Source organism: Agrobacterium sp. FDAARGOS_525 (assembly GCF_003938925.1).
Classification (GTDB): domain Bacteria; phylum Pseudomonadota; class Alphaproteobacteria; order Rhizobiales; family Rhizobiaceae; genus Agrobacterium; species Agrobacterium pusense.
This window is the reverse complement of sequence record NZ_RKIU01000004.1, coordinates 602,364-628,767: the sequence shown is the minus strand read 5'-3', so window position 1 is coordinate 628,767 and position 26,404 is coordinate 602,364. Positions and strand designations below refer to the sequence as shown.

General features: G+C 60.2%; 21 protein-coding genes. 16 read left to right on the top strand and 5 right to left on the bottom strand.

Annotated features, from left to right (window positions below):
• Positions 1–14 precede the first annotated feature (14 nt).
• Both EGT36_RS19250 and EGT36_RS19245 read right to left on the bottom strand, forming a co-directional pair.
• A complete protein-coding gene (locus EGT36_RS19250; protein ID WP_125270861.1) occupies positions 15–2,123 on the bottom strand; it encodes a sensor histidine kinase in 2,109 nt (702 codons plus the stop codon).
• Positions 2,120–2,860: a response regulator transcription factor gene (locus EGT36_RS19245; protein ID WP_004438193.1), complete on the bottom strand. Its 741-nt coding sequence runs from the start codon at positions 2,858–2,860 to the stop codon at positions 2,120–2,122. The genes EGT36_RS19250 and EGT36_RS19245 overlap by 4 nt, the downstream gene beginning before the upstream one ends.
• Positions 2,861–3,069: 209 nt before the next feature.
• Between EGT36_RS19245 and EGT36_RS19240 the strand changes: the two genes are divergently transcribed.
• From EGT36_RS19240 to EGT36_RS19185, 12 genes are all read left to right on the top strand, one after another.
• Positions 3,070–4,098 carry an ABC transporter substrate-binding protein gene (locus tag EGT36_RS19240; protein ID WP_502697446.1) on the top strand — a complete coding sequence of 343 codons (1,029 nt, stop codon included), beginning with the start codon at positions 3,070–3,072 and terminating at the stop codon, positions 4,096–4,098.
• 113 nt (positions 4,099–4,211) lie between these two features.
• The gene (locus tag EGT36_RS19235; protein ID WP_003503939.1) at positions 4,212–5,237 is read left to right on the top strand and encodes an ABC transporter substrate-binding protein; all 1,026 of its coding nucleotides are present in this window, start codon (positions 4,212–4,214) and stop codon (positions 5,235–5,237) included.
• A gap of 85 nt (positions 5,238–5,322) precedes the next feature.
• Positions 5,323–7,554, top strand: a complete 2,232-nt coding sequence (locus EGT36_RS19230; protein ID WP_004438198.1) for an ABC transporter permease — start codon at positions 5,323–5,325, stop codon at positions 7,552–7,554.
• Positions 7,551–8,612 (top strand): ABC transporter ATP-binding protein, encoded by a 1,062-nt coding sequence (locus EGT36_RS19225; RefSeq protein WP_125270860.1) that lies wholly within the window; start codon positions 7,551–7,553, stop codon positions 8,610–8,612. The genes EGT36_RS19230 and EGT36_RS19225 overlap by 4 nt, the downstream gene beginning before the upstream one ends.
• 306 nt (positions 8,613–8,918) lie before the next feature.
• Entirely contained in the window at positions 8,919–9,956 is a 1,038-nt protein-coding gene (locus tag EGT36_RS19220) for an NAD(P)-dependent alcohol dehydrogenase (protein ID WP_004438202.1), read from the top strand.
• A 374-nt stretch (positions 9,957–10,330) separates the two neighbouring features.
• Positions 10,331–11,215 carry an AraC family transcriptional regulator gene (locus tag EGT36_RS19215; protein ID WP_004438205.1) on the top strand — a complete coding sequence of 295 codons (885 nt, stop codon included), beginning with the start codon at positions 10,331–10,333 and terminating at the stop codon, positions 11,213–11,215.
• Between the two features lie 97 nt (positions 11,216–11,312).
• A complete protein-coding gene (locus EGT36_RS19210) occupies positions 11,313–12,224 on the top strand; it encodes an ABC transporter substrate-binding protein (RefSeq protein ID WP_004438208.1) in 912 nt (303 codons plus the stop codon).
• Between the two features lie 71 nt (positions 12,225–12,295).
• Complete coding sequence (locus tag EGT36_RS19205; protein WP_125270859.1) at positions 12,296–13,804, top strand: sugar ABC transporter ATP-binding protein; 1,509 nt, start codon at positions 12,296–12,298, stop codon at positions 13,802–13,804.
• Positions 13,794–14,771 (top strand): ABC transporter permease, encoded by a 978-nt coding sequence (locus EGT36_RS19200; RefSeq protein WP_004438211.1) that lies wholly within the window; start codon positions 13,794–13,796, stop codon positions 14,769–14,771. Before EGT36_RS19205 ends, EGT36_RS19200 begins: the two co-directional genes overlap by 11 nt.
• 39 nt (positions 14,772–14,810) lie before the next feature.
• Positions 14,811–15,542 carry an SDR family oxidoreductase gene (locus tag EGT36_RS19195; RefSeq protein ID WP_004438213.1) on the top strand — a complete coding sequence of 244 codons (732 nt, stop codon included), beginning with the start codon at positions 14,811–14,813 and terminating at the stop codon, positions 15,540–15,542.
• A gap of 89 nt (positions 15,543–15,631) precedes the next feature.
• Entirely contained in the window at positions 15,632–17,242 is a 1,611-nt protein-coding gene (locus EGT36_RS19190; protein WP_125270858.1) for an FGGY-family carbohydrate kinase, read from the top strand.
• Between the two features lie 57 nt (positions 17,243–17,299).
• Positions 17,300–18,025 (top strand): SDR family oxidoreductase, encoded by a 726-nt coding sequence (locus EGT36_RS19185; RefSeq protein WP_006698669.1) that lies wholly within the window; start codon positions 17,300–17,302, stop codon positions 18,023–18,025.
• A 104-nt stretch (positions 18,026–18,129) separates the two neighbouring features.
• Here the strand turns inward: EGT36_RS19185 and proP are convergent, their stop codons facing one another.
• Together proP and EGT36_RS19175 are read right to left on the bottom strand one after the other, a co-directional pair.
• Positions 18,130–19,650: a glycine betaine/L-proline transporter ProP gene (proP, locus tag EGT36_RS19180; protein ID WP_004438219.1), complete on the bottom strand. Its 1,521-nt coding sequence runs from the start codon at positions 19,648–19,650 to the stop codon at positions 18,130–18,132.
• Positions 19,651–19,814: 164 nt separating this feature from the next.
• Positions 19,815–20,111 (bottom strand): PRC-barrel domain-containing protein, encoded by a 297-nt coding sequence (locus EGT36_RS19175; RefSeq protein ID WP_004438228.1) that lies wholly within the window; start codon positions 20,109–20,111, stop codon positions 19,815–19,817.
• A gap of 232 nt (positions 20,112–20,343) precedes the next feature.
• On the opposite strand from EGT36_RS19175, the gene EGT36_RS19170 reads away from it, so the two are divergent.
• The 4 genes from EGT36_RS19170 (at position 20,344) to EGT36_RS19155 (ending at position 25,245) form a co-directional block, all read left to right on the top strand.
• Positions 20,344–21,183 carry an inositol monophosphatase family protein gene (locus tag EGT36_RS19170; protein ID WP_035208568.1) on the top strand — a complete coding sequence of 280 codons (840 nt, stop codon included), beginning with the start codon at positions 20,344–20,346 and terminating at the stop codon, positions 21,181–21,183.
• Positions 21,184–21,231: 48 nt separating this feature from the next.
• Complete coding sequence (locus tag EGT36_RS19165) at positions 21,232–21,840, top strand: dual specificity protein phosphatase family protein (RefSeq protein WP_006698666.1); 609 nt, start codon at positions 21,232–21,234, stop codon at positions 21,838–21,840.
• Positions 21,834–23,519: a metallophosphoesterase family protein gene (locus EGT36_RS19160; protein ID WP_125270857.1), complete on the top strand. Its 1,686-nt coding sequence runs from the start codon at positions 21,834–21,836 to the stop codon at positions 23,517–23,519. The genes EGT36_RS19165 and EGT36_RS19160 overlap by 7 nt, the downstream gene beginning before the upstream one ends.
• An 82-nt stretch (positions 23,520–23,601) precedes the next feature.
• Positions 23,602–25,245, top strand: coding sequence for a Na/Pi cotransporter family protein (locus EGT36_RS19155; protein WP_125270856.1), 1,644 nt, complete (start codon positions 23,602–23,604; stop codon positions 25,243–25,245).
• On the opposite strand, the gene EGT36_RS19150 is transcribed toward EGT36_RS19155, so the two are convergent.
• Positions 25,242–26,228, bottom strand: coding sequence for a LacI family DNA-binding transcriptional regulator (locus EGT36_RS19150; RefSeq protein ID WP_004438242.1), 987 nt, complete (start codon positions 26,226–26,228; stop codon positions 25,242–25,244). The genes EGT36_RS19155 and EGT36_RS19150 overlap by 4 nt on opposite strands.
• Between the last annotated feature and the right edge of the window lie 176 nt (positions 26,229–26,404).

Below are 26,404 nucleotides of genomic sequence, written 5' to 3'. Positions count from 1 at the left end.
CCGATCCTGCAATGTTATCTCGCCTGCCCGGCATGAATCGGGAAAAGCAGCTGCACCCTTGCGCCCTCACCGGGCTTTGAATGGATGTGGGCTTCGCCACCGCTCTGGCGCACGAAACCATAGACCATGGCAAGTCCCAGGCCTGCGCCTCCATGGTCCCCCCGGGTGGTGAAATAGGGTTCGAAGGCCTTGTCCACGGCCTCCGGCGTCATGCCGATGCCCTCGTCCGACACGGTTATCGCCAGAGTATCCTTCTCGCAGACCGCCTCGATTGAAATCAGGCCGCCGTCCGGCATGGCGGCCGCGGCGTTGAGGCAGAGATTGAGGATGGATTGCTCGAAGAGGGCGGGGTCGAGCGGGATGGCCGGAAGATCATCATCGAAATCGAGTGCAATCCGGCATTTGGGGCCAACCGCGATCTCGAGAATATCGGCCATGCCGCGCAGGAGATTGGCCACGTTAATGCAGCTTGGATGGATGGGCTGCTGGCTGCCGATGGTCAGCATGCTGCTGGCCAGGGAGCGGCCGCGATCAGCTGCCTTGCGGATGCGGGCAATATGCCGGTTCTGGCGGTCATTGAAACCGGCTTCTCGCTCCAGAAGGCCGAGGCTGCCGGTGATGATGCCGATCATGTTGCCCACCTCGTGGCTGACCTGGTGGGTCATGCGCATGATGCCGTCCAGCCGCTGGGCCTTGACCGCTTCCGCCTCCTGCCGGTCTAGCGCGGTCACATCGCGGGCAAGCAGCACGATGCCGCCATCCGGCTGGCGCGACATCGATATTTCTATAACCCGCTGGTCGGCGGTTCGATGCCGCACCACGGCGCGCTCTAGCAGGTTCCCATGCCCACCATCGAAGGGCAGCAGCGTCGAATCGATTTCGGGAATGGGCTCGACGAACCGGCGGATCGGCAGCTTTCGGGACGAGCCGGAGCGCCCGACAAGTTCGATGATGCGGCGGTTCATGGTGATAGGCCGCCCGGCCGGATCGAACAGCGCTATTCCCTCATTCATGTTGCGGAATGTGGAGCGGATGGTGCGGGCTGCGGCTTCGGCCGTACGCCTGAGGCGAGAGACGCGGTCGACGCTGTCGTGGAAGGCGCGAAACGCGTCGAGCAGGCGGATGAGCTCCGTCTCGGGACCCGTATAGGAGGGCGGCCCGACATCAGTTTCCCCCTTGGCGAGGGCATTCATGCCGTTGGAGAGCGTCACGATCCCGCGCGAGACACGCATCACCGACCGGATCGAAAAAATCGCCACGATGAGAACCAACAGCGAGGCAACGGCGACAATGATCAGCAGCCGGTTGAGAGCATCGGAGGTGGAGATAAGGTCTTCGTTCAGACTGCGCGCGACCGCATCGCCCTGCGTTTCGGTCACATGCGAAAGATCGCGCGAGACGGTGTGAAGGCGCGAGACCGAGGCGCGGATCGCGAACATCTCCAGAAGGTAACGGCTCTGGGCCTCGAAAACCCGCTCATAGGGCTGAAGCTCGGCAATGGGCAGGCGCTCGCCCGGATAACCCTGCTGACGCGCCGTTGTTTCCGCCACATAGCGGCGGCGCAGTTCGCCAAGCTGAAAAAGACTGTCGGACGCGGACGCGGCCTGTACGATGCCATTCATCCGCCGGCGCAGCTCCGGATCGAGGATACCCTGACCGGTGGCGATTTCGCCGAGCGCGGCTGCCGCCTCCGCCTTGTGGCCCTGCGCGGCATCGGCATCCTTAGCGAGATCGAGTGTCTGCGCTCGGATACGCTGCAGCAGTTCAACGATACGCTCACTCGCAAAGCCGCGTGCTGCCCGCTCGCCGCTGCCCGGCTCTGTCATCTGCAGAAGCAGATCGACCTGCTGGACAACGGAGCGGCTTTCGCTGGAAACGCGATAGGGCGAGGCGGCATTCATCAGGAAAGGTGCACTGGAGACGAGATCGGAGACCTGCCGCGAGACCAGCGAGGCCTTGGCGAGACTGGAGAAGGCCTGCAATCCATAGGCCGCCATTTCATCGCGGGCGCGCTGCAATCCGTAAATCGCGATGGCGGACAGGCTAAAGACGAGGACGCAGGTAAAGACGATCGCAAAGGGCAGGCGAAAGGCGATGGAGGAAAGGAAGGAGCGGCTGATCACGGGTAGGGCTCGCCCTCATCGGTGTGGAGCACGTAACCCTTACCGCGCCGGGTCTTGATATGGCGCGGCAGATCGGGGTTTATCTCGATCTTGCGCCTCAGCCGCAGCACCAGCACGTCGACGTTTCTGTCGATATAACGGTCGCTCTCCGAACCCAGCCTGTCGAGAATCTGGGAACGGCTGACGGGCTGGTTGGGCGTCTCGGCAAGAATTTCCAGAAGCGCGAATTCGGCGCTCGTCAGTGTCCGGCTGCGGTCCGCGAGGCAGACAGCGCGGCGTGCATCAAGATCGATCGCCCAGTCGCCAAGCCGCAGCGCCGCGCGCCCGTGGTCACGCTCGCTGTCCTTCTCCTGTTTTAGCGAGGGAATTGTCCGGCGCAGGACGGCCTTGATCCGCGCCGTGAGCTCGATTGGTTCGAAGGGCTTGACCACGTAGTCGTCGGCGGCGGTTTCCAGGCCGAGCACCCGGTCGGCGGCACTTCCGGCGGCGGTGACCATGACGATGCCGATGTCGATCTGGCTGCGCAGCCGCTGAGCGAAGGTGCGCCCGGACGTGCCAGGCAGATTGTGATCGACGAGGACGAGCTGCATCCTGTCCTTTGCCAGTATCTCGTCGGCCTCCTCTGCGGAGCGCGCACAGGTGGGCAGCCAGCCCTCGGCCTCGACGAGATCCGAGATAAGCTCGGCCATATCCGGATCGTCCTCGACGATCAGAATGCGAACCTTCTGATTAAGCACTGCAACTTCCTCCCGCCACCATCATAGGCATGGTGGCGGCTATCTTCAAAGGCTCGCTGGTTATCTCTCCTGTCATAATTGTAATATCTGTAATCTTGTTCGGCAGTGCGGTGAAAGATTGGTAACCATTCTTCGATTGCGGTGCGGACAGGATGTGACATGCTGTTGATGGAGACTGGAACGGGGAGGTTCCAGGCAGGGAGGCTTAATTGAAAGCACTGACCGCACTTGCGGCGAGCATGGTCCTTTGGCTGTGCGGCGCAGGGCATGGCATGGCCGAACCGAAGTTGAACGTCCTGTGCGGCGTCGATGAGGCCTGGTGCGTGACCATGCAGCGGGCATTCGAAGCCAAGACCGGACTTGAAATTTCGATGGTCCGCAAAAGCACCGGCGAAATTCTCGACCAGATTCGCGCCGAGCGATCCCGTCCGACAGTCGACGTGTGGTGGGGCGGCACCGGCGATACACATTTGCAGGCAGGTTCCGAAGACCTGCTGGACGAATATCGGCCCGCCAATCAACAGGATCTGTTGCCCTGGGCGCAGAACTTCAATGCGATGTCCGGGTCGAAATCGGCTGGAATTTATGCTGGCGCGCTTGGTTTTGCCTATAATTCGGAACTGCTTGCCAAAAACAGCTTGCCCGCTCCCACCTGCTGGAAGGATTTGGCCAAGGACGTCTATCGCGGCCATATCCTGACCGGCAATCCGAACTATTCCGGCACGGCCTTCACCATGCTCGCCACGCTGGTGCAGCTGTTCGGCGAGGAAGAAGCCTTTGGTTTCATGACGAAGCTGAACCTCAATGTCGTAGGCTATACCAAGGTCGGTTCGGCACCCGTCAAGGCGGCGGCGCGGGGTGAGGTTCTTATCGGGATTTCCTTCATGCATGATGCCGTGACCCAGAAGATCGAGGGTTTCCCGCTGGTCATCGTCGCGCCCTGCGAGGGCACCGGTTACGAGATCGGGGCGGTCAGCATTGTCAAGGGCAACCACAATACGGCGCTTGCGCAGACCTTCGTGGAATTTGCGCTGAGCCCTGAAGGACAGGAAACCGGCGCCATGGCCGGCCAGAACCAGGTGCCGTCCAACGCCAGGGCGACATTGCCGCTGACGGCACCTGATATATCGATGATCAAGATGGTGGATTACGACTTTGCCACCTTCGGCCAGCCGGAAGAGCGAAGTCGATTATTGAGCCGCTTCGACAGCGAGATTCACCCGAGCCAGACCCAGTAGGGCCAAATACCAAAACCCCGAAACGACAGCACGCGCGCCACAAGGTGTCGCGATCGGCAGCGCCATGTCTGCACGTGACCCGAAATTCAGACGCAAGCTACAGGAGGATAACCATGCGACTGACGATACTTTCCACTCTGCTTTTTGCCGGTACGGCACTGAGCGCCGTTTCCGCGCAGGCGGCCGGCGAACTGAACCTGATCTGCTCGGCCGATGTCGTCATCTGCGAACAGATGAAGGGTGATTTTGAAAAGTCTCATGACATCAAGGTCAATATGGTGCGCCTGTCTTCGGGCGAGACCTATGCCAAGGTGCGCGCGGAAGCCCGCAACCCGAAAACCGATATCTGGTGGGCCGGTACGGGCGACCCGCACATGCAGGCAGCCTCGGAAAACCTGACGCTCGAATACAAGTCGCCGATGCTGGATCAGTTGCAGGACTGGGCGGTCAAGCAGGCGGAGAGCACGGGTTACCGGACTGTCGGCGTTTACGCCGGTGCCCTGGGCTGGGGTTACAACACCGAGATATTCAAGTCCAAGGGTTACAAGGAGCCAAAGTGCTGGGCCGACCTTCTGGCGCCGGAACTCAAGGGCGAAATCCAGATCGCCAATCCGAACTCTTCGGGTACCGCCTATACCGCGCTTGCCTCACTTGTGCAGATCATGGGCGAGGATCAGGCCATCGATTACCTGAAGAAGCTCAACGCCAATATCTCGCAATATACCAAGTCCGGCTCGGCGCCGGTCAAGGCGGCCGCGCGCGGCGAGACGGCGCTCGGCATCGTCTTCATGCATGATGCGGTGGCCCAGACTGCGGAAGGTTTCCCGGTCAAATCAATCGCTCCGTGCGAGGGCACGGGTTACGAGATCGGCTCCATGTCGATCATCAAGGGCGCCCGCAACCTCGACAATGCCAAGACCTGGTACGACTGGGCGCTGAAGCCGGAGGTCCAGTCGCGCATGAAGGACGCCAAGTCCTTCCAGCTGCCGTCCAACAAAACGGCGGAAGTGCCGAAAGAGGCACCGAAGTTCGAGGACATCAAGCTCATCGACTACGACTTCAAGACCTATGGCGATCCTGCCAAGCGCAAGGCGCTGCTGGAACGCTGGGATCGCGAAGTTGGTGCGGTCGCCAACTGATCTGAACTCCGGCGATCGGCACCCCGGCTTTTGAAGCCGGGGTGTCCGCCACTCTTTCATCGGCATGAAACAAGCGAGGTCGGCCATGACACGTGGCAATCGCAGGCTGGACATCGTCCTGGCGTTCGGGGCTTTTGCCCTCATTCTTCTTCCCTGGTATCGCATCGAAGGCGGTTTTTACAGCTTCCGCTGGCTGTCCGGGTTTTTCTCCTCCGCCAGCAATGCGCCAGGTGTGTTGCAGATACTGTCTTATGGAAAACCATGGCTGGTCGGCATTGTCATTTTCTTCCTTGCCGCATGTCTTGTCCGGCCGATCCGTGATCCGATGCGCCGGGGCGGTTTGCTTGCATTCATTGGCGCTGCTGGTCTCGTCTTCCTTGCCTTGCAAGGGCTGGCCATCGGCTTTACCGGCTGGACCTGGACAATCAGCGAAAATCTCTTCGGCATGCTCGCCGATGGCCAGCCGTCCATGGGGGCGGGGGCCGTCGTCATGTCGTTCGTCTTCGTGCTTCTTTTTGCCTTCGGGCTTGCCGAACGTGGTGTCATGAAGGGCGATGCCTTTGTCGTCGGCGCCATTTCCGTTCTGGTTTTCCTCGTTACGGTTTTTGTCTTCTATCCGATCGGCAGTATGCTGGTTGCGTCCGTTCAGGATTTCGACGGCTCCTTTAATGCCGATGGATTCATTCGCAATATCAAGGATCCCGGCATATGGAGCCTTGGCTGCGCCGTGGGTGAGGAGCGCTGCGGTGTTGCCTGGCGCACGCTCTTCCTCGCGCTGATGACCGCCTTCGGTTCGACCGTGCTCGGCCTTGGCTTTGCACTGATCGCCACCCGTACGCGCTTTCCCTTCAAGAAGGGACTGCGGCTCCTGACGGTGCTGCCAATCATAACGCCGCCTTTCGTTATCGGTCTGGCCCTGACGCTGCTCTTCGGCCGCGCCGGCGTCGTCACCGAATGGCTTTCCTATCTCTTCGGCATTGAGCCGGGTCGCTGGCTTTATGGCATGACCGGCATCTGGATCGCGCAGGTTCTTTCGTTCACGCCCATCTCGTTTCTGGTGCTGATCGGTGTAGTCGAAGGGGTAAGCCCCTCCATGGAAGAAGCCTCTCAGACGCTGCGCGCCGACCGCTGGCGCACTTTCTGGCGGGTTTCCCTGCCGCTGATGAAGCCCGGTCTCGCCAATGCCTTTCTCATCGGCTTCATCGAAAGCATGGCGGATTTCGGCAACCCGCTGGTGCTTGGCGGCACACACGGCGTCCTGTCGACGGAAATCTTCTTTGCTGTCGTTGGTTCGCAGAACGATCCGTCGCGCGCCGCGGTTCTGGCGATCATCCTGCTGTGTTTCACGCTTTCGGCCTTCCTTGCCCAACGCTTCTGGCTGGCAGGCAAGAATTTCGCCACGGTGACGGGAAAGGGCGACAGCGGCGCGCATATCGCGCTTCCGCGTGGCCTGTCCATCGGCGTTCATGCCGTTGTCGTGCCGTGGATGGTCTTCACAATCGTCGTTTATGGCATGATCCTTGTGGGCGGTTTCGTGAAGACCTGGGGTCTCGACAATTCCCTCACCTTCGACCATTACCTCCGCGCATTTTCCGTGAGTTTCTCCAACGGCTCCATCGCGTGGACCGGCGTTGCCTGGAACTCGTTCTGGACGACCATGAAGATCGCGCTGATTTCCGCTCCGCTCACCGCCGCAGTCGGTCTCCTGACGGCCTATATCATCGTGCGGCAGAAATTTGCCGGGCGGAACCTGTTTGAATTTGCGCTGATGATGAGCTTTGCCATTCCCGGCACAGTCATCGGCGTCAGCTACATCATGGCCTTCAACCTGCCTCCGGTGGAAATGACCGGCTCGGCGCTGATCCTGATCGCCTGCTTTGTGTTCCGTAACATGCCGGTCGGTGTGCGCGGCGGAATCGCGGCGATGAGCCAACTCGACAAGAGCCTCGACGAGGCCTCGCTGACGCTGCGGGCCAACAGTTTCCGCACCATTCGCAAGGTCATCCTGCCGCTCCTGAGGCCCGCGATCACGGCCGCACTGGTCTATTCCTTCGTGCGCGCCATCACCTCCATCAGCGCCGTCATCTTCCTCGTCAGCGCCGAATACAACATGGCGACGTCCTACATCGTCGGCCTCGTCGAAAACGGCGAATATGGGGTTGCGATTGCCTATTCCTCCATGCTGATCGTGGTGATGATCACCGTCATTGCCGGCTTCCAGTTCCTCGTTGGCGAGCGTCGGCTGCGGCGCGAAAACCGCGTCGCTGGCCTACCATCCGCTTCCCCCGTTCCTCTTGCCCAGGAGAAAACCGCATGATTTCCGTTAAGCCCGGCTCCGTTACCTTCAAGAATGTCCGCAAGACCTTCGGTGCTTTCACCGCCATACCGGACCTGTCGCTCACCATCGAACCAGGCACGCTGGTAACTCTGCTCGGCCCCTCCGGCTGCGGCAAGACGACGACGTTGCGCATGCTGGCGGGCCTCGAACACCCGACGTCCGGCCGCATTCTCATCGGCGATCAGGATGTCACGATGCTGCCAGCCAACGAGCGCGATGTCTCGATGGTCTTCCAGTCGTATGCGCTGTTCCCGCACATAACGGCGCTCGACAATGTTGCTTATGGCCTGCAATCCTCCGGGCTACGCAAGGCGGAAGCGCGGGAAAAGGCGGAAGAGGGGCTGAAGCTTGTCGGCCTTGCCGGCATGGGGCATCGCCTGCCTGCCGAACTTTCCGGTGGGCAGCAGCAGCGTGTCGCGGTTGCCCGTGCTCTGGTGCTGGAACCCCAGGTGCTGCTGCTGGACGAACCTCTTTCGAACCTCGATGCCCGCCTTCGCCGCCGGGTCCGCACCGAAATCCGTGAATTGCAGCAAAGACTTGGTTTCACTGCGGTTTACGTGACGCATGATCAGGATGAGGCGCTTGCCGTCTCCGACCGCATCATCGTGATGAAGGATGGAGAGATCGCCCAGTCTGGCGCCCCGCGCGAACTCTATGAGGCTCCAGCCTCCGCCTTCATTGCTGATTTCATGGGTGAGGCGAATGTCGTGGGCTGCGAAGTGGTAAGGCTGGATGGACCGGACGCAATGGTCCGCGTTGGGGGCATCGATTATCGGCTTTCCGCAGGCAACGCCAGGCTGGGGCCGGCGAAGCTTGCGGTTCGCCCAGGCTCGATTTCAATCGGTCAGCCCGGGGGGCAGGGGGTTGCCGGGCGGGTGCTGCACAGCGCCTATCTGGGTGGCCACGTGGAATACGAGGTGGAAACCGAGATCGGCACGCTTTTCATCATCGATCATATGGCGGAAACCGGCCTGCCGCCGGCAAGCGACGTCACACTCGGCTTCAGGAGCCGCGGTATCGCTTTGATCCAGGCCTGATCCCCAGGCAAGCCAGATGCGGTTCCGGCCTGCTTCTGGCTGTCGACGCGCTGTCAGCACGCCGCATTCCAGATCGCCGCCGTGCCGGGCGAATAGCTCCGGCAGACGAATCAGTCCTCATGTCCGGCTCGGAAAAGGACACGACATCGCGGCAGTGATGAGAAATTGCAGGCTCCTCGATACAGTTTTTCCTGTGCGAAGAAAAACCGGTTGTTCCGGCGGATTTCTGTTTACTTTTGCCGAGGTTGCGCGCCATCACGCTGACTGAATTCGCTGCCAGGCGTATCGTAAACCACGGAGGATGAGATGAAGGCACTGGTGCTGGAAGAAAAAGGGAAGCTCGCGCTTAGGGACTTTGACATTCCCGGTAAACTCGGACCGAAGGATGTGCGTATCCGCACCCACACGGTCGGCATTTGCGGCTCCGACGTCCATTATTATACACATGGCAAAATCGGACATTTCGTCGTCAACGCCCCGATGGTGCTCGGGCACGAGGCCTCTGGAACGGTGATCGAAACCGGCGCCGAGGTAACGCATCTCAAGGCTGGCGACCGTGTTTGCATGGAGCCGGGTATTCCCGACGCAACGTCTCGCGCGTCGAAGCTCGGCATCTACAATGTGGATCCGGCCGTCCGTTTCTGGGCGACGCCCCCTGTGCATGGTTGCCTGACGCCGGAAGTCATTCATCCCGCTGCTTTCACGTACAAGCTGCCGGACAATGTGTCCTTTGCGGAAGGCGCCATGGTGGAGCCCTTTGCCATCGGCATGCAGGCGGCGCTGCGTGCCCGCATCCAGCCGGGCGATGTCGCCGTGGTAACAGGCGCCGGTCCGATCGGCATGATGGTGGCGCTTGCCGCGCTCGCGGGCGGCTGCGCGAAGGTCATCGTCGCCGATCTTGCCCAGCCCAAGCTCGATATCATCGCCTCTTACGATGGCATCGAGACCGTCAATATCCGCGAGCGCAACCTCGCTGAAGCGATCGCTGAGGCGACGGACGGCTGGGGCTGCGATATCGTCTTTGAATGCTCGGGCGCTGCCCCAGCCATTCTTGGCGTTGCCGCCCTCGCACGACCGGGCGGCGCAATCGTGCTCGTCGGTATGCCGGTAGATCCGGTTCCGGTCGATATTGTCGGCCTTCAGGCCAAGGAACTTCGGGTCGAGACGGTTTTCCGCTACGCCAATGTCTATGATCGCGCCGTGGCGCTCATCGCATCCGGCAAGGTCGATCTGAAGCCGCTGATTTCTGCGACCATTCCCTTTGAAGACAGTATTGCCGGTTTCGACCGTGCGGTGGAAGCGCGGGAAACGGACGTCAAACTGCAGATAGTGATGCCGCAATAAGTGCCAGACATTCGCTCGCTGATGCATAAGCGGCGAAACGTGCGCGGAAAAGTATAAGTAGGGCCTGCCTGTGACAGGCAGGCTCTACTCCAAAAATTCATCACAGATCGCCTCCTGTTGAGAATTGTTTGGGCGCATCACGGCAAATTGAGCAAAAAAAACAGGCTCTCCGCAACGTTGGCTGTCAATCACGTTGAGGCACTATTCAATTTCTGGCAAAAAACAGTCAAAAAAGTATCGGTAATTTCTCCGGCGTGATGTGGATGTTTAGCCGCGGCCCGCCCTATGCTCCTCATCAACGCCCGGGACGAGCCATAAAGAGGAATGGCTTCGCTTCGCAAATGCGGCGGACGTGACTGATGGGAGGAACCATGATGCAGCCCGATCTGGAACTGGTGCACATCCGCAAGGGCGAATCTTTCGCTGCCTGGCGGCATGGCTATCCGTTCCGTACCGTGCGCTGGCATTATCATCCCGAATATGAAATTCATCTGGTCGTCGCGACGTCAGGCACCTTCTATATCGGTGATTTCGTCGGCCGTTTCGGCCCCGGCCAGCTCATCATGACCGGCCCCAATCTCCCCCAGAACTGGATCAGCGAGATCGAGCCGGACGAAATCGTGCCGACGCGTTCCCTCGTGATCCAGTTTCCGGAGAGTTTTATCGAGGATGCCTGCGCCTCCATGTCCGAGATGGAAGTGGTGCGTGGCCTGCTGGACCGCAGCCGTCGCGGTATTCTCTTTGACGACGAGACGAGCGATCGGGTCCGCCCGCTGATCCTTCGGCTTATCGAGGCGCAGGGCCTGACGCGTCTGGCACTTTTCTGGGAAATTCTCGATCTCTTGGTCAATGCGCCGACATCCGAGGTGCTGGCAAGCCTCAGCTACGAACTGGATCTGACCGGGATTGGCGACAGCGGCATCAATCGCGCCCTCTCTCATCTGCGCGAGCATCTGACCGAACAGGTGGAGGAAATCGATCTCGCCGACATGGTGGGCCAGAGCCCAAGCGCCTTCTCCCGGGCCTTCAAGCGCCATACCGGCACGACGCTGGTGCGCTATCGCAATCAGTTAAGGATCGATCTTGCCTGCCAGATGTTGCTGGCGGATCAGGATGTGAAGGTGGCCGAGGTCTGCTACGATGTTGGCTTTTCCAATCTTTCCAATTTCAACCGGCATTTCCTGAAACTCAAGGGAATGTCACCGTCGAGGTTCCGAACCATTTTTGCGGCCCAGAAGGCAGCTGTTATGGCGGAGTAAACCAGCGACACATCGCCGATTTTTACCAATTCGGGCAGAGGTCTGTCCGGAAACGGGCACTTGTTGCCCCAACTTTCCTAATGGGAGGAAGAGTGAGATGAAAATGAAATCCAAGTTTCTGATGGCGACAGCCGCAATTGCAATGATGGCCGCTCCGGCGCTGGCGCAGGAAAAGCTGAAGATCGGCATGACCTTCCAGGAGCTGAACAACCCCTATTTCGTGTCGATGCAGGAAGCGCTGAAGGAAGCTGCGGCAAGCATCGGCGCTGACGTTGTCGTGACCGATGCCGGCCACGATGTGGCAAAGCAGATTTCCGACGTTGAAGATATGCTTCAGCAGAAGATCGACATTCTGCTTCTCAACCCAACCGACAGCGCCGGCATCGAAGCCGCCGTGCACGCTGCCAAGGCTGCCGGCGCAATCGTCGTTGCGGTTGACGCCAACGCCAATGGCCCGGTCGATACCTTCGTCGGCTCGAAGAACCGTGACGCGGGCTACAAGTCGTGCAAGCATCTCGGTGACGCGCTCGGCGGCAAGGGTGAAGTCGCGATCCTCGACGGTATCCCGGTCGTGCCGATCCTTCAGCGCGTCGAAGGTTGCAAGGCCGCACTCGCCGAATTCCCCGAGATCAAGCTGGTCGATACACAGAACGGCCGTCAGGACCGCTCCGTCGCTCTGGGCGTCGTTGAAAACATGATCCAGTCGCGCCCGAACCTCGCCGGCATCTTCTCGGTGAATGATGGCGGTGCGATGGGCGCTCTGGCTGCTATTCAGGGTTCCGGCAAGGACATCAAGCTAACCTCGGTCGACGGTGCTCCGGAAGCTGTGAAGGCGATTGCCGAGGGTGGCCCGTTCATCGAAACCACCGCGCAGTTCCCGCGTGACCAGGTGCGTGTCGGCCTTGCCATGGCGCTCGCCCAGAAGTGGGGCGCTCGCGTCGTGCCGAAGGAAGTCCCGATCGACGTTATGGTCGTCGACAGCAAGAACGCCGGCGAGTTCAGCTGGTAAGAACTCCTCCCAGGCTCCGTCCCCGCTTTATGCGGGGGCGGGGTTAAATCCCGACCATTGAGGAGGGTGAAATGCTGGAACTGAATGGAATAAGAAAAAGCTTTGGCAAGATCGAAGTCCTGCGTGGCGTCGACCTTGAGGCGCGCGCCGGCGAGGTGCATGCGCTTCTGGGCGAAAACGGCGCCGGCAAGTCGACTCTGATGAAGATCCTGAGCGGCATCCTGCAGCCCTCGGAAGGAACGATCCGCATTGACGGCAAGGATCGCCGCTTCGCCAATTACGATGAGGCGATTGCCGCCGGTGTCGGCATCGTGTTTCAGGAATTCAGCCTGATCCCTTATCTCAACGCCGTTGAAAACATGTTCCTTGCCCGCGAAATCCGCGGGCCGCTGCGCCTTCTGAACAAGGGCGCGATGCGCAAGCGCGCAGCCGAAATCATGGGCCGGCTCGCCGTGGATGTTCCGCTTGACGTCCCGGTGCACCGCCTTTCCGTCGCCCAGCAGCAATTTGTCGAAATCGCCAAGGCCTTGTCACTGGATGCCCGCATTCTGATACTGGACGAACCCACCGCCACGTTGACGCCTTCCGAGACGGAGCACCTTTTCAAGGTCATGCGCGAGCTGCGCCGTCAGGGCGTGGCAATCATCTTCATTTCGCACCACCTCGAAGAAATATTCGAGATTTGCGACCGCATTACCGTCCTGCGCGATGGCGAGCTGATCGGCTCTTGCCTGACGTCGGAGGTCGACAATGACCGCCTGGTTGAAATGATGGTCGGCCGGCGCATCGAGGCCAGCTTCCCGCCCAAGCCGCAACTCGATCCTTCCGCCGCGAAGGTGATCGAAGTCGAGGAGCTGCAACTGAAGAAGGGCGGCCCTGTCTCGCGTTTCGCGCTGCGCAAGGGCGAAATTCTTGGTTTTGCCGGGCTCGTTGGCTCAGGCCGCACGGAAACAGTCCTCGCCATGCTCGGCGCGCATTCCGCGACGCGCCGAAAGATCAAGCTCGATGGCGTCGATACGCGTTTGTCAGGCCCCGATGATGCGCTGATGCGCGGCATTGGCCTGCTGCCGGAAAGCCGCAAGGAAGAGGGCCTGATCACCAGCTTCTCCATCCTGCAGAATATCTCGCTCAACAATTACGGCAAATACCGCAAGGCGCACTGGTTCCTCGATCTCAAGAAGGAACTGGAGTACACGACAAAGGCCATGGCGCAGGTGCAGGTGAAGGTGAAGGCACAAGGGCCTTACGCCCGCGTCGACACGCTGTCCGGCGGCAACCAGCAGAAGATCGTTATCGCGCGCTGGCTGAACCACGACATGCGCGTGCTGATCTTCGATGAACCGACACGTGGCATCGATGTCGGAGCGAAGGCAGAAATCTATTCGCTGATGCGCGAATTTGCTGCCAGGGGCCATTCGATCATCATGATCTCCTCGGAACTGCCGGAAGTGATCGGCATGTCCGACAGGGTCTGCGTCTTCCGGTCCGGCGGCATCGTTGCCACGGTCGAGGGAGACGACATCAATTCAGAAACAATAATGACAAACGCCACCACCGGGAGAGTTGAACATGTCGCTTGATGCAAACACCGGCGTTGCCGCGAAAACGGGCGGTTTCAGTCTCAGTGCCATGCTGCGCTCGCCGCTCGCCCTGCCGCTGGCGGGTCTGATTGTCGTATCCATCCTGATGGGGCTTGCGAGCGACAATTTCTTCAGCCTCAACAACATCATGAACGTGTTGCGGCAGGTTTCCGTCGTTGGCATTCTGGCCGTCGGCATGACTTTCGTCATTCTGACCGGCGGTATCGACCTGTCGGTCGGCGCTGTCATGGCGCTTATCGGAACGCTTTCTGCTGGCCTGATGGTGAACACCGGCCTCTCGCCTGCAATTGCGCTGCCGGCCGGCCTGTTCATCGGTCTTGGCATCGGCATCTTCAACGGGGCGCTTGTCGCCTGGGGCAAGATGCCCGCCATCATCGTCACGCTCGCCACCATGGGCATGGCCCGTGGCCTTGGCCTTATCTATTCCGGCGGCTACCCCGTCAGCGGTATTCCGAGCTGGATTTCCTGGTTCGGTGTCGGCCGTATCGGTGTGGTTCCCGTCCCAGTCGTCATCATGGTGGTGATCTACGCCATCGCCTGGGTGCTGTTGCAGCGCACCGCTTTCGGCCGCCACGTCTATGCGCTCGGCGGAAACGAACTGGCCGCCCGTCTTTCGGGCGTGAAGACCCAGCGCGTCAAGCTTGCCGTCTATGGCATCTCCGGCGTCACGGCAGCATTTGCGGCACTGATCCTCACCGGTCGCCTGATGAGCGGTCAGCCCAATGCCGGTGTCGGCTTCGAACTCGATGCCATCGCGGCCGTTGTTCTTGGAGGCACGGCGATTGCAGGCGGCAGGGGCCTCATTCTCGGCACGCTCATCGGCGCGGTGCTGCTCGGCATTCTCAATAACGGCCTCAACCTGATGGGCATCAACCCCTATCTGCAGGATGTCATCAAGGGCGGCATCATTCTGCTCGCCATCTATATCGGGCGCGAATGGCGCTGAGTCGGCCCGGAAATATCTTCATAAACGCAGGAGAATTAAATGTCTGAATCGCTGCAAGGCAAGATTGCGGTCATCACCGGCGCCGCATCCGGCATCGGGCTTGCCACCACAGAAGCGCTGTTGGAACAGGGTGCGACCGTGGTCATGGTGGACTGGAACGAGAAGGCCCTGAATGATCTGGTTGCCAAGCTTGGCGACCGCGCCATCCCGCAGGTCACCAATCTGCTCGATGCCGACAGCTGCAACGCGATGATCCCTGAGATCCTCAAGAAGGTCGATCATATCGACATTCTCTATTGCAATGCCGGCACCTATATCGGCGGCGATCTCACCGAGACGACGCCGGAAGCCATCGACAAGATGCTCAATCTCAACGTCAACGCCGTCATGAAGAATGTTCATGCCGTCGTACCGCACATGTCGGAGCGCAAGACCGGCGATATCATCGTCACCTGCTCTATCGCCGGCCACTTCCCGACCTATTGGGAGCCGGTCTATTCCGGCTCGAAATGGGCGATCACCAGCTTCGTGCAGGGCATGCGCCGCCAGATGATCCCGCACGGCGTGCGCGTTGCGCAGGTCTCCCCCGGCCCGGTCGTTTCCGCACTGCTGGCCGATTGGCCGGAGGAAAACCTCCGAAAGGCCAAGGAATCGGGCAGCCTCATCGATGCGAGCGAAGTGGCCGATGCCGTTGTCTACATGCTGACACGCAAGCGCACCGTCACCATCCGCGATATGCTGGTCTTGCCGACCAACTTCGACCGCGTTTAAAAACGTCTGGAGCGGCGGGAAAACCGGAAACGGTTCCGCCGCTCAAATCTGTTCAAGTACCGGATCATCCGCTCCGAGGAGTATCACAAATGGCTTCCTATCTCGTTGGTGTCGATGTCGGGACCGGCTCGGCGCGGGCCGGTGTCTTCGACGTCTCGGGCAAGCTTCTCGCCACCGCCAAGCGTCCGATCAGCATGCATCGCGAAGATGGCGGCATTGCCGAGCAATCGAGCGCGGAAGTGTGGCAGGCGGTTTGCGACAGCGTCCGGGGGAGCGTCTCACGCGCTGGTATCGATCCTGTCGATGTTGCCGGCATCGGTTTCGATGCCACCTGCTCACTCGTCGTTCGCGGGCCGGACGATGAGACCCTGCCGGTTGGCGCTGCCGATCATCCCGAACGCGATATCATCGTCTGGATGGATCACCGTGCCGTTGAACAGGCAGAGCGCATCAATGCCGGAGAACATGCGGTTCTCAAATATGTCGGTGGCCGCATCTCTCCCGAAATGCAGACGCCGAAGCTTTTGTGGCTTCGGGAAAATCGACCGGATGTCTATGCCCGTGCCGAACACTTCTTTGACCTGACGGATTTTCTCACTTGGAAAGCCTCCGGTGCACTTGATCGATCCGCCTGCACGGTCACCTGCAAATGGACCTATCTCGCCCACGAGAACCGCTGGGATTCGGAATATTTCAACAATATTGGCCTTGGCGATCTGGCGGAACAGGGCTTCCGCCGCATCGGTGAAAGCGTCGTCCATCCGGGCACGGCGCTCGGCACCGGTCTGACGGAAGACGCCGCAAAGGCGATGTGGCTGGTCGCAGGCACCGCCGTTGCTGCGGGCCTGATTGATGCCCACGCCGGCGGCGTCGGTACGGTTGCTGCGGGTGGCGATGCTTCGAAATGCCTTGGTTATGTTTTCGGGACCTCGTCCTGTACCATGACGACGACAGCCGAACCCGCCTTCGTGCCTGGCGTCTGGGGGCCTTATTATTCGGCCATGGTTCCCGGTGCGTGGCTGAATGAAGGCGGCCAGTCTGCTGCCGGTGCGGCCATCGATTATCTGGTTCAGCTACATCCGGCAGTCCCCGAAGCGAAAGTGCTTGCCGAGAAAGATGGCAAAGCCTTACCGGTCTGGCTTGCCGACCGCGCCCTCGGCCTCGCCGAATCCGCTTCCGCCGCAGCAAAGCTTGCAGAGGATTTTCATGTGGTGCCGGAATTTCTCGGCAACCGCGCACCCTTCGCCGATCCCCATGCCCGCGCGGTGGTTGCCGGGTATGGCATGGAAACCGGCGTGGATTCCCTTGTCGCGCTTTATGTGGCCGGGCTTCTCGGCCTTGGTTACGGGCTTCGTCAGATCATCGAAACGCAGGCCCGCAACGGCGCGCCGGTGGAAACCATTAGTGTCAGCGGCGGTGCGGGTGCCCACCCGCTTGCACGGCAGTTGCTGGCCGATGCGACCGGACTTCCCGTCGAATTGACCGAATGCGAGGAGCCGGTGCTTCTCGGCTCCGCCATGTTGGGCGCCGTCGCCGCAGGGACTTATCCGGACCTGATGGCGGCGATGCCGGCAATGTCGCGTATTGGCAGCAGTGCAACGCCGGATCCTGGTTTTCAGAGGGTTCACCAAGCACGTTACGACGCGTTTCTGACGCTGCAGAATGCGGCCCGCGCCATTCGTTCCGCTAGCCATTCCTGAGCGCCGTCAAAAAACTTAGATCATCCGGCCGCATTGGCCGCAAATAACGAGGATTCCATGCAGTTTTCCGGAAAATCCGTCATCATCACCGGCGCAGGCAAAGGCATCGGCCGCGCCTGCGCGCAGCTGATGGCCGCACGTGGTGCGGAGGTCGTGGCGATCAGCCGCACGCAGTCCGATCTCGACAGCCTGAGAAGCGAAATCGGCGGCCGATCGATCCGTGCCGATCTTGCCGACGTCGCCGCCACCCGCGCCGCCATGGCCGAAGCCGGCACTTGCGATTTCCTGATCAACAGCGCCGGCATCAACGTGCTGGAAAGTGTGCTTGACATGAGCGATGCAGGCTACGAGGCCGTGCTGGGCATCAATCTGCGCGCAGCCATCGTCACCTGCCAGGAATTCGCCCGCGCGCGTGTTGCAAGGGGCGGCGGCGGCGCCATCGTCAACATCACCTCGATTGCAGGGCATCGCGGCTTTCAGGATCACCTGTGTTATGCGGCGTCCAAGGCCGGGCTTGAGGGCGCAACCCGCGTGCTTGCCAAGGAACTTGGCCCGCATGGTATTCGCGTCAATGCCGTCGCGCCCACCATCACACTCACTGAACTGGCTGCGGAAGCGTGGAACGATCCGGTCAAAAGCCAGCCTATGATGGTGCGTCATCCGCTCAACCGCTTCGCAGAAGCAGAAGAGGTGGCGCAGAGCATCGCGCTGCTGCTTTCCGATGACAGCAAGATGATTTCAGGCGCCGTATTGCCAGTGGACGGCGGCTTCCTCGCCGTTTGAGCGAAACAACAGCTGCTCTCGGCGCAGGCCTATTGAAACCTGAAAAAATCGATGCGCGGGGTGCGATACGCATTGCCCGCGCATTTCATCTATGGCGGATGGAGTTAGTTCAGGTCCGGGTGCCGGCCGACGAGCTGACTGCGTTTCGCCTGCAGAATTTCTTTCTGCTGTTCCAGTTTGAGAAGCTCCTCGTCGATCTCTTCAACGCTTTTTTCGATGTGCAGATATTGCGCGGCGAGAAGCGATTTCGCCTCCTTGCGGCTGGAGGCGTTGGGCGTATCGCCATAGAGAGGCCGGTTCGCCGTCTCTTTCAGGAAGAAAGTGGTGACAATCCCGAAGACAGCGGCGACCATGAGGTAATAGGCCGGCATATAGATGTTGTCGGTCGCTTCCACCAGCCAGGCCGTGGCCGTTGGAGTCAGGCCGGCGACGATGATCGAGATGTTGAACGCGATCGCCAGGGCGCTATAGCGTATGCGCGCCGGGAACAGAGCGGGCAAGGTCGAGGCCATGATTCCGATCAGGCAGTTCAGCGCGACGGCAAGAATAAGCAAGCCGAAGAAAATCTGGACCACCTGCCCGCTGGCGATGAGATGGAAAGCCGGTAGCGAGAGAAAAAAGATCGCCGTGCTGCCGACAGCGAGGAAAGGTTTGCGGCCTATACGGTCGCTCAAAAGCCCGATGGCCGGCTGGACGAACAGCATACCCACCATGACGGCGATGATGATGAGGACGCCGTGATCCTCGCTGTAATTCAGCGTCTTTGACAGGTATGTGGGCATGTAAGTCAGCAGCATGTAGTAGGTGACATTGGTGACGAGAACCATGCCGATGCAGATTGCCAGCGAACGGAGATGTTTGCTGGTGATCTCCGCGATGGGGACCATGGGCCGTTCCTTCAACGACTGGCGGTCCTCCTCTTCAGCGCGGTGAAGGCGTTCGGTGAAAGCCGGCGTCTCCTCCGCGGCGTGGCGAAGATAAAGGCCGATCAGTCCGAGCGGAGCGGCAAGGAAGAACGGAATGCGCCAGCCCCAGTCAAGAAATTTCGCCTCACCCATGGCGGTGCTGAGCAGCACCACCAGCCCCGCGCCAAGCACAAAACCGGCAATCGAGCCGAAATCGAGCCAGCTGCCGAGATAACCGCGTTTGCGGTCGGGCGCATATTCCGCCACGAAGATGGCCGCACCGGTATATTCCCCGCCCACGGAAAAGCCCTGAACGAGCTTGCAGAGCAGCAAAAGGATAGGGGCCCAGATGCCGATGGTCGCATAACCCGGAATGAGGCCGATGCAGAAGGTGCTGGCCGCCATGATGATAATGGTGAGAGAGAGGACTTTCTGCCTCCCGAACCTGTCGCCCATCGCCCCGAAGAAAACGCCACCTAGCGGACGAATGAGAAACGGCACCGAAAATGTCGCAAGTGCCGCCACTGTCTGAACGGCGGGGGCAGCCTCCGGAAAGAAGACCTTGCCAACGGCGTAGGCGACAAAGCCGTAAACACCGAAATCGAACCACTCCATGGCATTTCCGAGGGCGGCTGCCGTCACGGCTTTTTTGACCTTCTCGTCATCGATGACGGTCACGTCGTCAATGCTCAGTGGGCTGGCCTGAATCTGACTGTTCAATTGTTGTCCCCTTGAATGCCTTGCAACCATTTATTGCGCGACGTGAAAATGCGTGACATGCGCATGTGTTCCATTTGCAGGCGGAAGCGGTGCGGGGCGGGGTGTGCCCCAATAAACGAACGCCCGGCAATGGCCGGGCGCTTCTGAAATCTGGTGGGATGCATTCAGTGACGATGCTCGGGCATGTCCTTCAACTGATCCTTCGTCCATGAGGTCACTGCGTGGACATCGCCGTCCTCATCGCGCATGAAGTCAAGGTCGCTGAGCGGAACTGCGACGGGCTTTGCGCCGATGCCGAGAAAGCCGCCGACATCGATGATCGCCGTGCTGCCGGCGCCGACGCCGTGTACGTGGTCAACCTTCCCGACCTTGTGGTCATCGGCGCCATAGACGGTCGCGCCTTCTAGAACCGACGGCGTCAGTTCGGTTTCAACCAGACGTACGTGATTGCTATGATCCATTTTTTCCTCCTGTCGTGGTTTACAGGAACGAAACTCCCGCGTTGCAAAACCGTTCCATTGGCTGTTGCTCGCAGTCATTGCGCTGCCTCGCGAACAGACCTGCAAGCTTCCGGAATGAACATGCCGATACTTTGTCATTCGATAGTCATGTTTGACCGAGAAAACCCTCTTGAAATCAATGAACGCGTGTGCAATATGAACACGCGTTCACTCAAAAGAAATGGTTTTGCGCATGGACTCGATGCCCTATCCGGATACATTGGCAGCTCGCGCTGAACTGTGCCGCAGCGTTATTTTATCCGCCGGCGAACTGGTGCTCAAAGGTTTTCAGGGTGAGGCGACACGAAGCTTCTCCATGAAGGGGCCGCAGGATTTTCTGACTGTGACCGATGCGGCTTCCGAGGCGCATATTCGCGGGGCGATCTCGGCTTGTTTCCCAGACGATAGTTTCTTTGGTGAAGAAGGCGGCGGTGAGATCGGCGATCGGGTGTGGGTCGTCGATCCCGTTGACGGCACCGCGAATTTCGCGCGTGGCATCCCGCATTTCTGCATCTCCATTGCTTATGTCGAGAAGGGGCGAACGGAAATCGGCGCGATCTATAATCCTGCGCTTGACGAGCTTTATTTCGCGCGTCGCGGTGAAGGAGCAACGCGCAACGGGCAGCCGATTCAAACCGCGGAAACGACGCGCTTTGATGCGTCATCGATCGAGATGGGCTGGTCGACCCGGGTCGCGAATTCCACATATCTCGATATCGTCAGGAACCTGCTCGATATGGGCAGCAATGTTCGTCGTGCAGGCTCTGGAGCGCTGGCGCTTGCCTATGTGGCCGACGGTCGTTCCGACGCCTATCTCGAATTGCATATGAATTCATGGGATTGTCTTGCGGGCTTGCTACTCGTCAGCGAAGCTGGCGGCGATGTCTGCCCATTTCTGGAGATTGGCAGTCTTCGGGATGGCGGGCCTGTTCTGGCTGCGGCCCGCGGTGTTGCCAGAGGCGTCAGCCAGGCAGCGAATATACCCCTTGCCGAAAGGACGCCGTCGGACCGGCAGCGCGCCGCCTCGGCCTGATTTCAGGCGAACACCTGTTCGGGGTGTTCGCGCATGTGGAGGAATGAAATGGATGGACCCGTTTATGCCCGCCCGGCAATCAGCCTGATTGCGGAAGGGCTCGGTCCGCATAATGCCGCCCTTTACATCGGCGGTAGCGATGGTGCTGGCGACCGGGAGCTTCTGCGCCGGCACGGCATTACGACCGTCGTTAATTGCGCCGTCAATCTTGATATCAATCTCGTGCAGACGATGGCCGAAGAAGGCGACCGGCGGGCTGTGGGTTATGGTGACATCCGCTATTACAAGCTTGGCCTGATCGACGGCGATGGCAGCCCTGACACCATGATGCTGGGCGCTTATTACATACTCGATGGCGCACTTCGCCAGACCATGCCGAAGCGGGAGACTTATCCCTTTGTCGATGGCGGCAATGTGCTTGTCAACTGCCGCAGCGGCCGCAGCCGTTCCGTCTCGCTGGTGGCGCTTTTCCTGCACAAGCAGCAGCCCGACCTCTATCCGACCCTCGACGATGCGCTGGCCGTGATTCGTACGAAACGGGAATTGCGGCCTGACGAATGGTTCGAGACGCCGAAACCGATGCTTTATGCCGCCGCCCGCCGTGCTTCCGAATGGATCGACTTGGTTGAGGGCAGAAAGATCGCGCAATCATGCTGACACATATGCTGCCTTCCGTTGCCGTCATTGCCGATGCGCATTTTCATGATACTTCAGCGGATTTCGGGTTTCCCGGCATCGAAATCGATGGTGAGCGCATCACCATGCGCAGCTGGTCGGAAACGCGTGAATCCACCCGGGTTTTCAACGAGAGCGCGGGTGCATTGCATGCGGCGCTGGAAGAGGTGCGCCAGCGTGGCATTCGCCATGTGGTGCTGCTCGGCGATTATACCGATGACGGCCAGCGGGTGACGACTGAAACGCTGAAGGGCATTCTGGAACGCCATCGCGATACCCATGGCACCGCTTTTTATGCGCTGCCCGGGAACCATGACATTTTCGGCCCTTGCGGCCGAAATCACACCAAGGAATTCCTGACGGAGAACGGCAAAGGCGTCCTGGTTTCCAGCGATGCGCGCTGCACCGGGGAAGGGGTCGTCATAACCGACCGCATGTACTGCGAAGGTTATCCCGCCGGCCTCGATCCGATGGGGGCTTTCGGTTATTTCCGCCAGCCGGATTATCTGCATTGGGAGACGCCCTTCGGCGCGTCCGACGCGCCGGAAGACCGGCTCTACGACGTGCGCTCTCCCGATGGGCGGAATGTCTATCGCTTGATGGACGCCTCCTATCTTGTCGAGCCGGAAGAGGGCCTCTGGCTCCTGATGATCGATGCGAATATTTTCGAGCCGCTCGACGGTGTCTTTCAGCGAGGTGAGGAAGCCGCCTTTACCGACAGCACTTCGGGTGGCTGGAACGCGCTCCTGCGTTGCAAGCCCTTCATCATTGACTGGATTGCCCACGTGCGCCACAGGGCGGAGCTGCTCGGCAAGACCTTGCTCGGCTTTTCCCATTATCCGGTGCTTGATCCCTTCGATGGAGCAAGCCGTGCCGAAGGTGCCCTGTTCGGTGAAACCAATGTCGTGCGCCGTACGCCACGCAAAGCGGTGGAAGACGCGCTGGTGCGGGCTGGGTTAACCGTCCATTTCAGCGGGCACCTGCATGTCGAGGGGGTGACGCAGGGTGGGGAGGGTGATAGGTCGCTCACCAATATTGCCGTCCCTTCGCTCGTCGCCTTTCCTCCCGGATTCAAGGTCATCCATCCAGCCCGGCAGGACATCAGCGTGGAAACGGTGGAAATGACCGCTCTGCCGGTCAATGACCGTATTTGCCAGGGTTACGCGCAGGAGACGGTACTGGCAGGTGAAGAGGACGACCCGTCTTTTGCAGCCGGTGATTATGGTGGGTTCCTGCTTGGCCACAAGCGGGCGCTGATCAGGCATCGCTATTTCAGCAAGGAATGGCCGGCAGAGATCGTTGCGGCAATCTCCGACAAAACCGTGCAGGAGGTTCTCCTCCTGCTTGGGCAGGATGGCCACGAACTGTCTGATGGACTTGCGCTGTCATTCGAATTGCCCATGTTCGAGTTGATTGCCGACTGGTATTGCCTGCGACAGGCGGCGGGTCTAGCCCTGCCGCATATCCCGCATGAGCGGCTCTGCCTCTATCGGAAATTGGCGCAGCGTTTCGGCCGCGCGCCGGATCGTCACGACGGGTCCGTCAGGAGTTTTATCGAAATCTTCCTCGGAGCGCTCGGCCTGTTTCTTGAGCGTGCAGAAGGCAGCCCGCGCGACATTACGCTTCGGCTCGGGTCGCAGCGTGAACGCGTTGCGGTTTGATCCGACGATTTGCGGAAGGGGCGGTCTATCATGGCGGGGTTGATTGCTGTCCGGCCGCCGGGACGGCAGGCGGGGTGATTGAATGGAATCGGTCGTTGTCGGCATCAACCTGTTCGGTGCCGTGGCTTTGCTACTTTTCGGGCTTGCGCAGATAAAGGATGGCATGTCACGCGCCTTTGGTGCGAGGCTCCGCATCGGTCTGGCCGCCGGCACGCGCGGCCGGTATCGCTCCTTCTTCGCTGGTCTCGTGGCGACAATCGCCTTGCAGAGTTCCACTGCCACCGCGCTGATGGTCGCCTCTTTCGTCGAGAAGGACCTCATCGCGCCGGCCATGGCGCAAATCGTCCTGCTCGGCGCCAATGTCGGAACTGCGATGACGGCGTGGATTGTCGCTCTCGGGCTTGGCTGGCTGTCGCCGTTGCTCATCCTTGCGGGTGTCATCCTGTCGCGTGGCAAATCGGTGCAGCGGCAGGGAGGCGGGGCGGCGGTGGCCGGTGTCGGTCTCATGCTGCTGTCCCTTCATCTTCTCTCGGCTGCAACTGATCCCATCAGGCAGTCGCCAGCACTGGGTCTCTTTATCGGCATGCTCGGTGATGCCTGGCCTGTGGCGCTGATCTTCTCCGCCGTCCTTGCTGTTCTTGCCTCCTCCAGTCTCGCCATCGTCGTTCTGATCCTGTCGCTTGCCGCCAGCGGCGGCATGGAAACGAGCCTCGTGATCGTTCTGGTGCTCGGCGCCAATCTGGGCGGCGCGGTGCCGCCGGTACTGGCGACGCTGAAAGCCCCGATCGCGGCACGCCGGGTGACGGTGGGAAATCTCGTCGTCAGGGCCATCGGCTGCCTCGCAGCGCTGCCGCTGGCCGGATATGCCGCGGCCCTGCTGGACATGTCACCCTTTTCGCATGCGAATCTAGCGGTGGATGCGCATCTCGCCTTCAATTTCGCTGTTGCCGCCTTCGCGTGGCCGCTCTCGCCAGTGCTTCTGCGAATAACGACGATGCTGCTGCCGGACAGAGAGAGCACCGAAAACAATCACAGCTATCTCGACAGTCACGATCTCGATCAACCGGTTGCGGCGCTTGCCGGTGCAAGCCGCGAGGTGCTGCTGGTCGGCGACCTGATCGAGCTTATGCTGCGGCAGGCGAGTGAGGCCATGCGGGACAGCGATGCCGCAAAACTCAACGATATCAGTAGCCTGGAGGGCCGGGTCGACCGCCTGCAGCATGAAATCAAGGTTTATGTCTCGAAGGTCGGACAGAATGGCCTGGCCCGCAAGGACCAGCGTCGTGCGATGGATATTGTCGAATATGCCATCAATCTCGAACATATCGGCGATATCATCGAAAAAGGTATCCGTCCGGAGATTGCCAAGAAGATCGATCTCGGCCTCCGCTTTTCCGATGATGGGAAAAGTGAACTTGAGCGTCTTTTTGCCGTCACGCTCGATAATATCCGCATGGCACAGTCCGTTTTCGCCACTCGCAACGCCGATCTTGCCCGTCGGTTGGTGGAAGTGAAGGAAGATGTGCGGCGGCTGGAAAAACAATCGTCAGAAAGCCATCTCCAGCGCCTGCGCGACGGCCGGGTTGACAGCATTCAGACGAGTTCGGTGCATCTGGACATGTTGCGCGATCTCAAGCGCATCAACGCCCATCTTGCAGCCGTCGCCCACCCGATCCTCGATGAGAGCGGGCTGCTGATCGAAAGCCGGATCCGGCAGGCGGGTTAGCGTGCGGTAATGCGCTCCACCATGGAAACGGGCACGACCTGGAGCCGCGTTTCCGGCTCGTCGCTGTCAAGAGCGGTCAGGACCTTCTCCGTCAACGCGTCGAAGGACTGGGCAACGGTCGTCAGCTGGTAGCTTTTCCAGCCCGCCTGCGGAATGTCGTCGAAGCCGACGATCGAGATGTCTTCCGGCACCCGGCGGTCCATTTCGAGACGAGCGGCGTCCATGAAGCCGAGCGCGAGCAGATCGGTCACGCAGAAGGCGCCATCGATGGACTTGTCCGCCAGCAATTCGCAGCCGGCCTGATAGCCGCTGTCATAGCTGGTTGGACCACCGGACCAGGGCACGACCTCGATGCCTTCAACCGTCATGCGCTGGGTGAAGGCACCGGCGCGGCGCAGCTGAGCCGGCGTCTGGCTACCGCTGGAAACGACCGCGACTTTCCTGCATTTCGCCGCCACAAGCCGCATGGCGGCAAGATCGGCGCCATGGGAATCGTCGCTCAACACCATATTCGTGTCGGTGCGATCAAGACGCTGATTTATGAGAATGAGGCGCACGCCATTGGCGATGCATTCATCGACGATCGAAGCCGGCGGTTCGCCGGAAAGGACCACGATGGCCTGCGCGCGGAATTCGAAGAGAAGCTCGATCAGCGGCGCAATGTCCTTGCGGGCATCTGCCGCATTCAGCAACAGGCATTGCAAGCCCCGGCGCAGGAGGCCGATGCTGAGGAGATCGAGCTGTTTTGAAATAAATGGGGAGCTGAGATTGGCACCGACGACCCCGATGAGATTGGAGCGGTCGTTGTTGAGACCCTGCGCCAGACGGTTGACGCGGTAGCCGAGTTCCTGTGCGGCTTTCAGCACCTTGCGCCGGACGGCCTTCGATACGCTGCCGCCGGGTGTGAAGGTACGAGAGACGGCGGAGCGTGAAACCCCGGCCTTTTTCGCCACCTCTTCGGCCGTCACGAACCCTCTTGCCATCCGACTCCCCCGGTTCCGAAATCCAATGCCTGATATCACAGGCTACGGGATGTCGGCTATTCCAATTTCACCAGCACCCCGTCACCCTTGAGAAAAGCTCTCTGGCGTTTCAGGAAATATCCAATCCGTTCCACAGGCGTCGGGACAGGAAAAACATTTCCTGCCCGGCGCCGTTC

Bases quoted from the DNA above. Each gene is read 5' to 3' on its own strand.
- EGT36_RS19235 (WP_003503939.1), top strand. From the start codon at position 4,212: ATGCGACTGACGATACTTTCCACTCTGCTTTTTGCCGGTACGGCACTG.
- EGT36_RS19230 (WP_004438198.1), top strand. From the start codon at position 5,323: ATGACACGTGGCAATCGCAGGCTGGACATCGTCCTGGCGTTCGGGGCT.
- EGT36_RS19225 (WP_125270860.1), top strand. From the start codon at position 7,551: ATGATTTCCGTTAAGCCCGGCTCCGTTACCTTCAAGAATGTCCGCAAG.
- EGT36_RS19220 (WP_004438202.1), top strand. From the start codon at position 8,919: ATGAAGGCACTGGTGCTGGAAGAAAAAGGGAAGCTCGCGCTTAGGGAC.
- EGT36_RS19215 (WP_004438205.1), top strand. From the start codon at position 10,331: ATGCAGCCCGATCTGGAACTGGTGCACATCCGCAAGGGCGAATCTTTC.
- EGT36_RS19210 (WP_004438208.1), top strand. From the start codon at position 11,313: ATGAAAATGAAATCCAAGTTTCTGATGGCGACAGCCGCAATTGCAATG.
- EGT36_RS19205 (WP_125270859.1), top strand. From the start codon at position 12,296: ATGCTGGAACTGAATGGAATAAGAAAAAGCTTTGGCAAGATCGAAGTC.
- EGT36_RS19200 (WP_004438211.1), top strand. From the start codon at position 13,794: ATGTCGCTTGATGCAAACACCGGCGTTGCCGCGAAAACGGGCGGTTTC.
- EGT36_RS19195 (WP_004438213.1), top strand. From the start codon at position 14,811: ATGTCTGAATCGCTGCAAGGCAAGATTGCGGTCATCACCGGCGCCGCA.
- EGT36_RS19190 (WP_125270858.1), top strand. From the start codon at position 15,632: ATGGCTTCCTATCTCGTTGGTGTCGATGTCGGGACCGGCTCGGCGCGG.
- EGT36_RS19185 (WP_006698669.1), top strand. From the start codon at position 17,300: ATGCAGTTTTCCGGAAAATCCGTCATCATCACCGGCGCAGGCAAAGGC.
- EGT36_RS19175 (WP_004438228.1), bottom strand. From the start codon at position 20,111: ATGGATCATAGCAATCACGTACGTCTGGTTGAAACCGAACTGACGCCG.
- EGT36_RS19170 (WP_035208568.1), top strand. From the start codon at position 20,344: ATGGACTCGATGCCCTATCCGGATACATTGGCAGCTCGCGCTGAACTG.
- EGT36_RS19165 (WP_006698666.1), top strand. From the start codon at position 21,232: ATGGATGGACCCGTTTATGCCCGCCCGGCAATCAGCCTGATTGCGGAA.
- EGT36_RS19160 (WP_125270857.1), top strand. From the start codon at position 21,834: ATGCTGACACATATGCTGCCTTCCGTTGCCGTCATTGCCGATGCGCAT.
- EGT36_RS19155 (WP_125270856.1), top strand. From the start codon at position 23,602: ATGGAATCGGTCGTTGTCGGCATCAACCTGTTCGGTGCCGTGGCTTTG.
- EGT36_RS19150 (WP_004438242.1), bottom strand. From the start codon at position 26,228: ATGGCAAGAGGGTTCGTGACGGCCGAAGAGGTGGCGAAAAAGGCCGGG.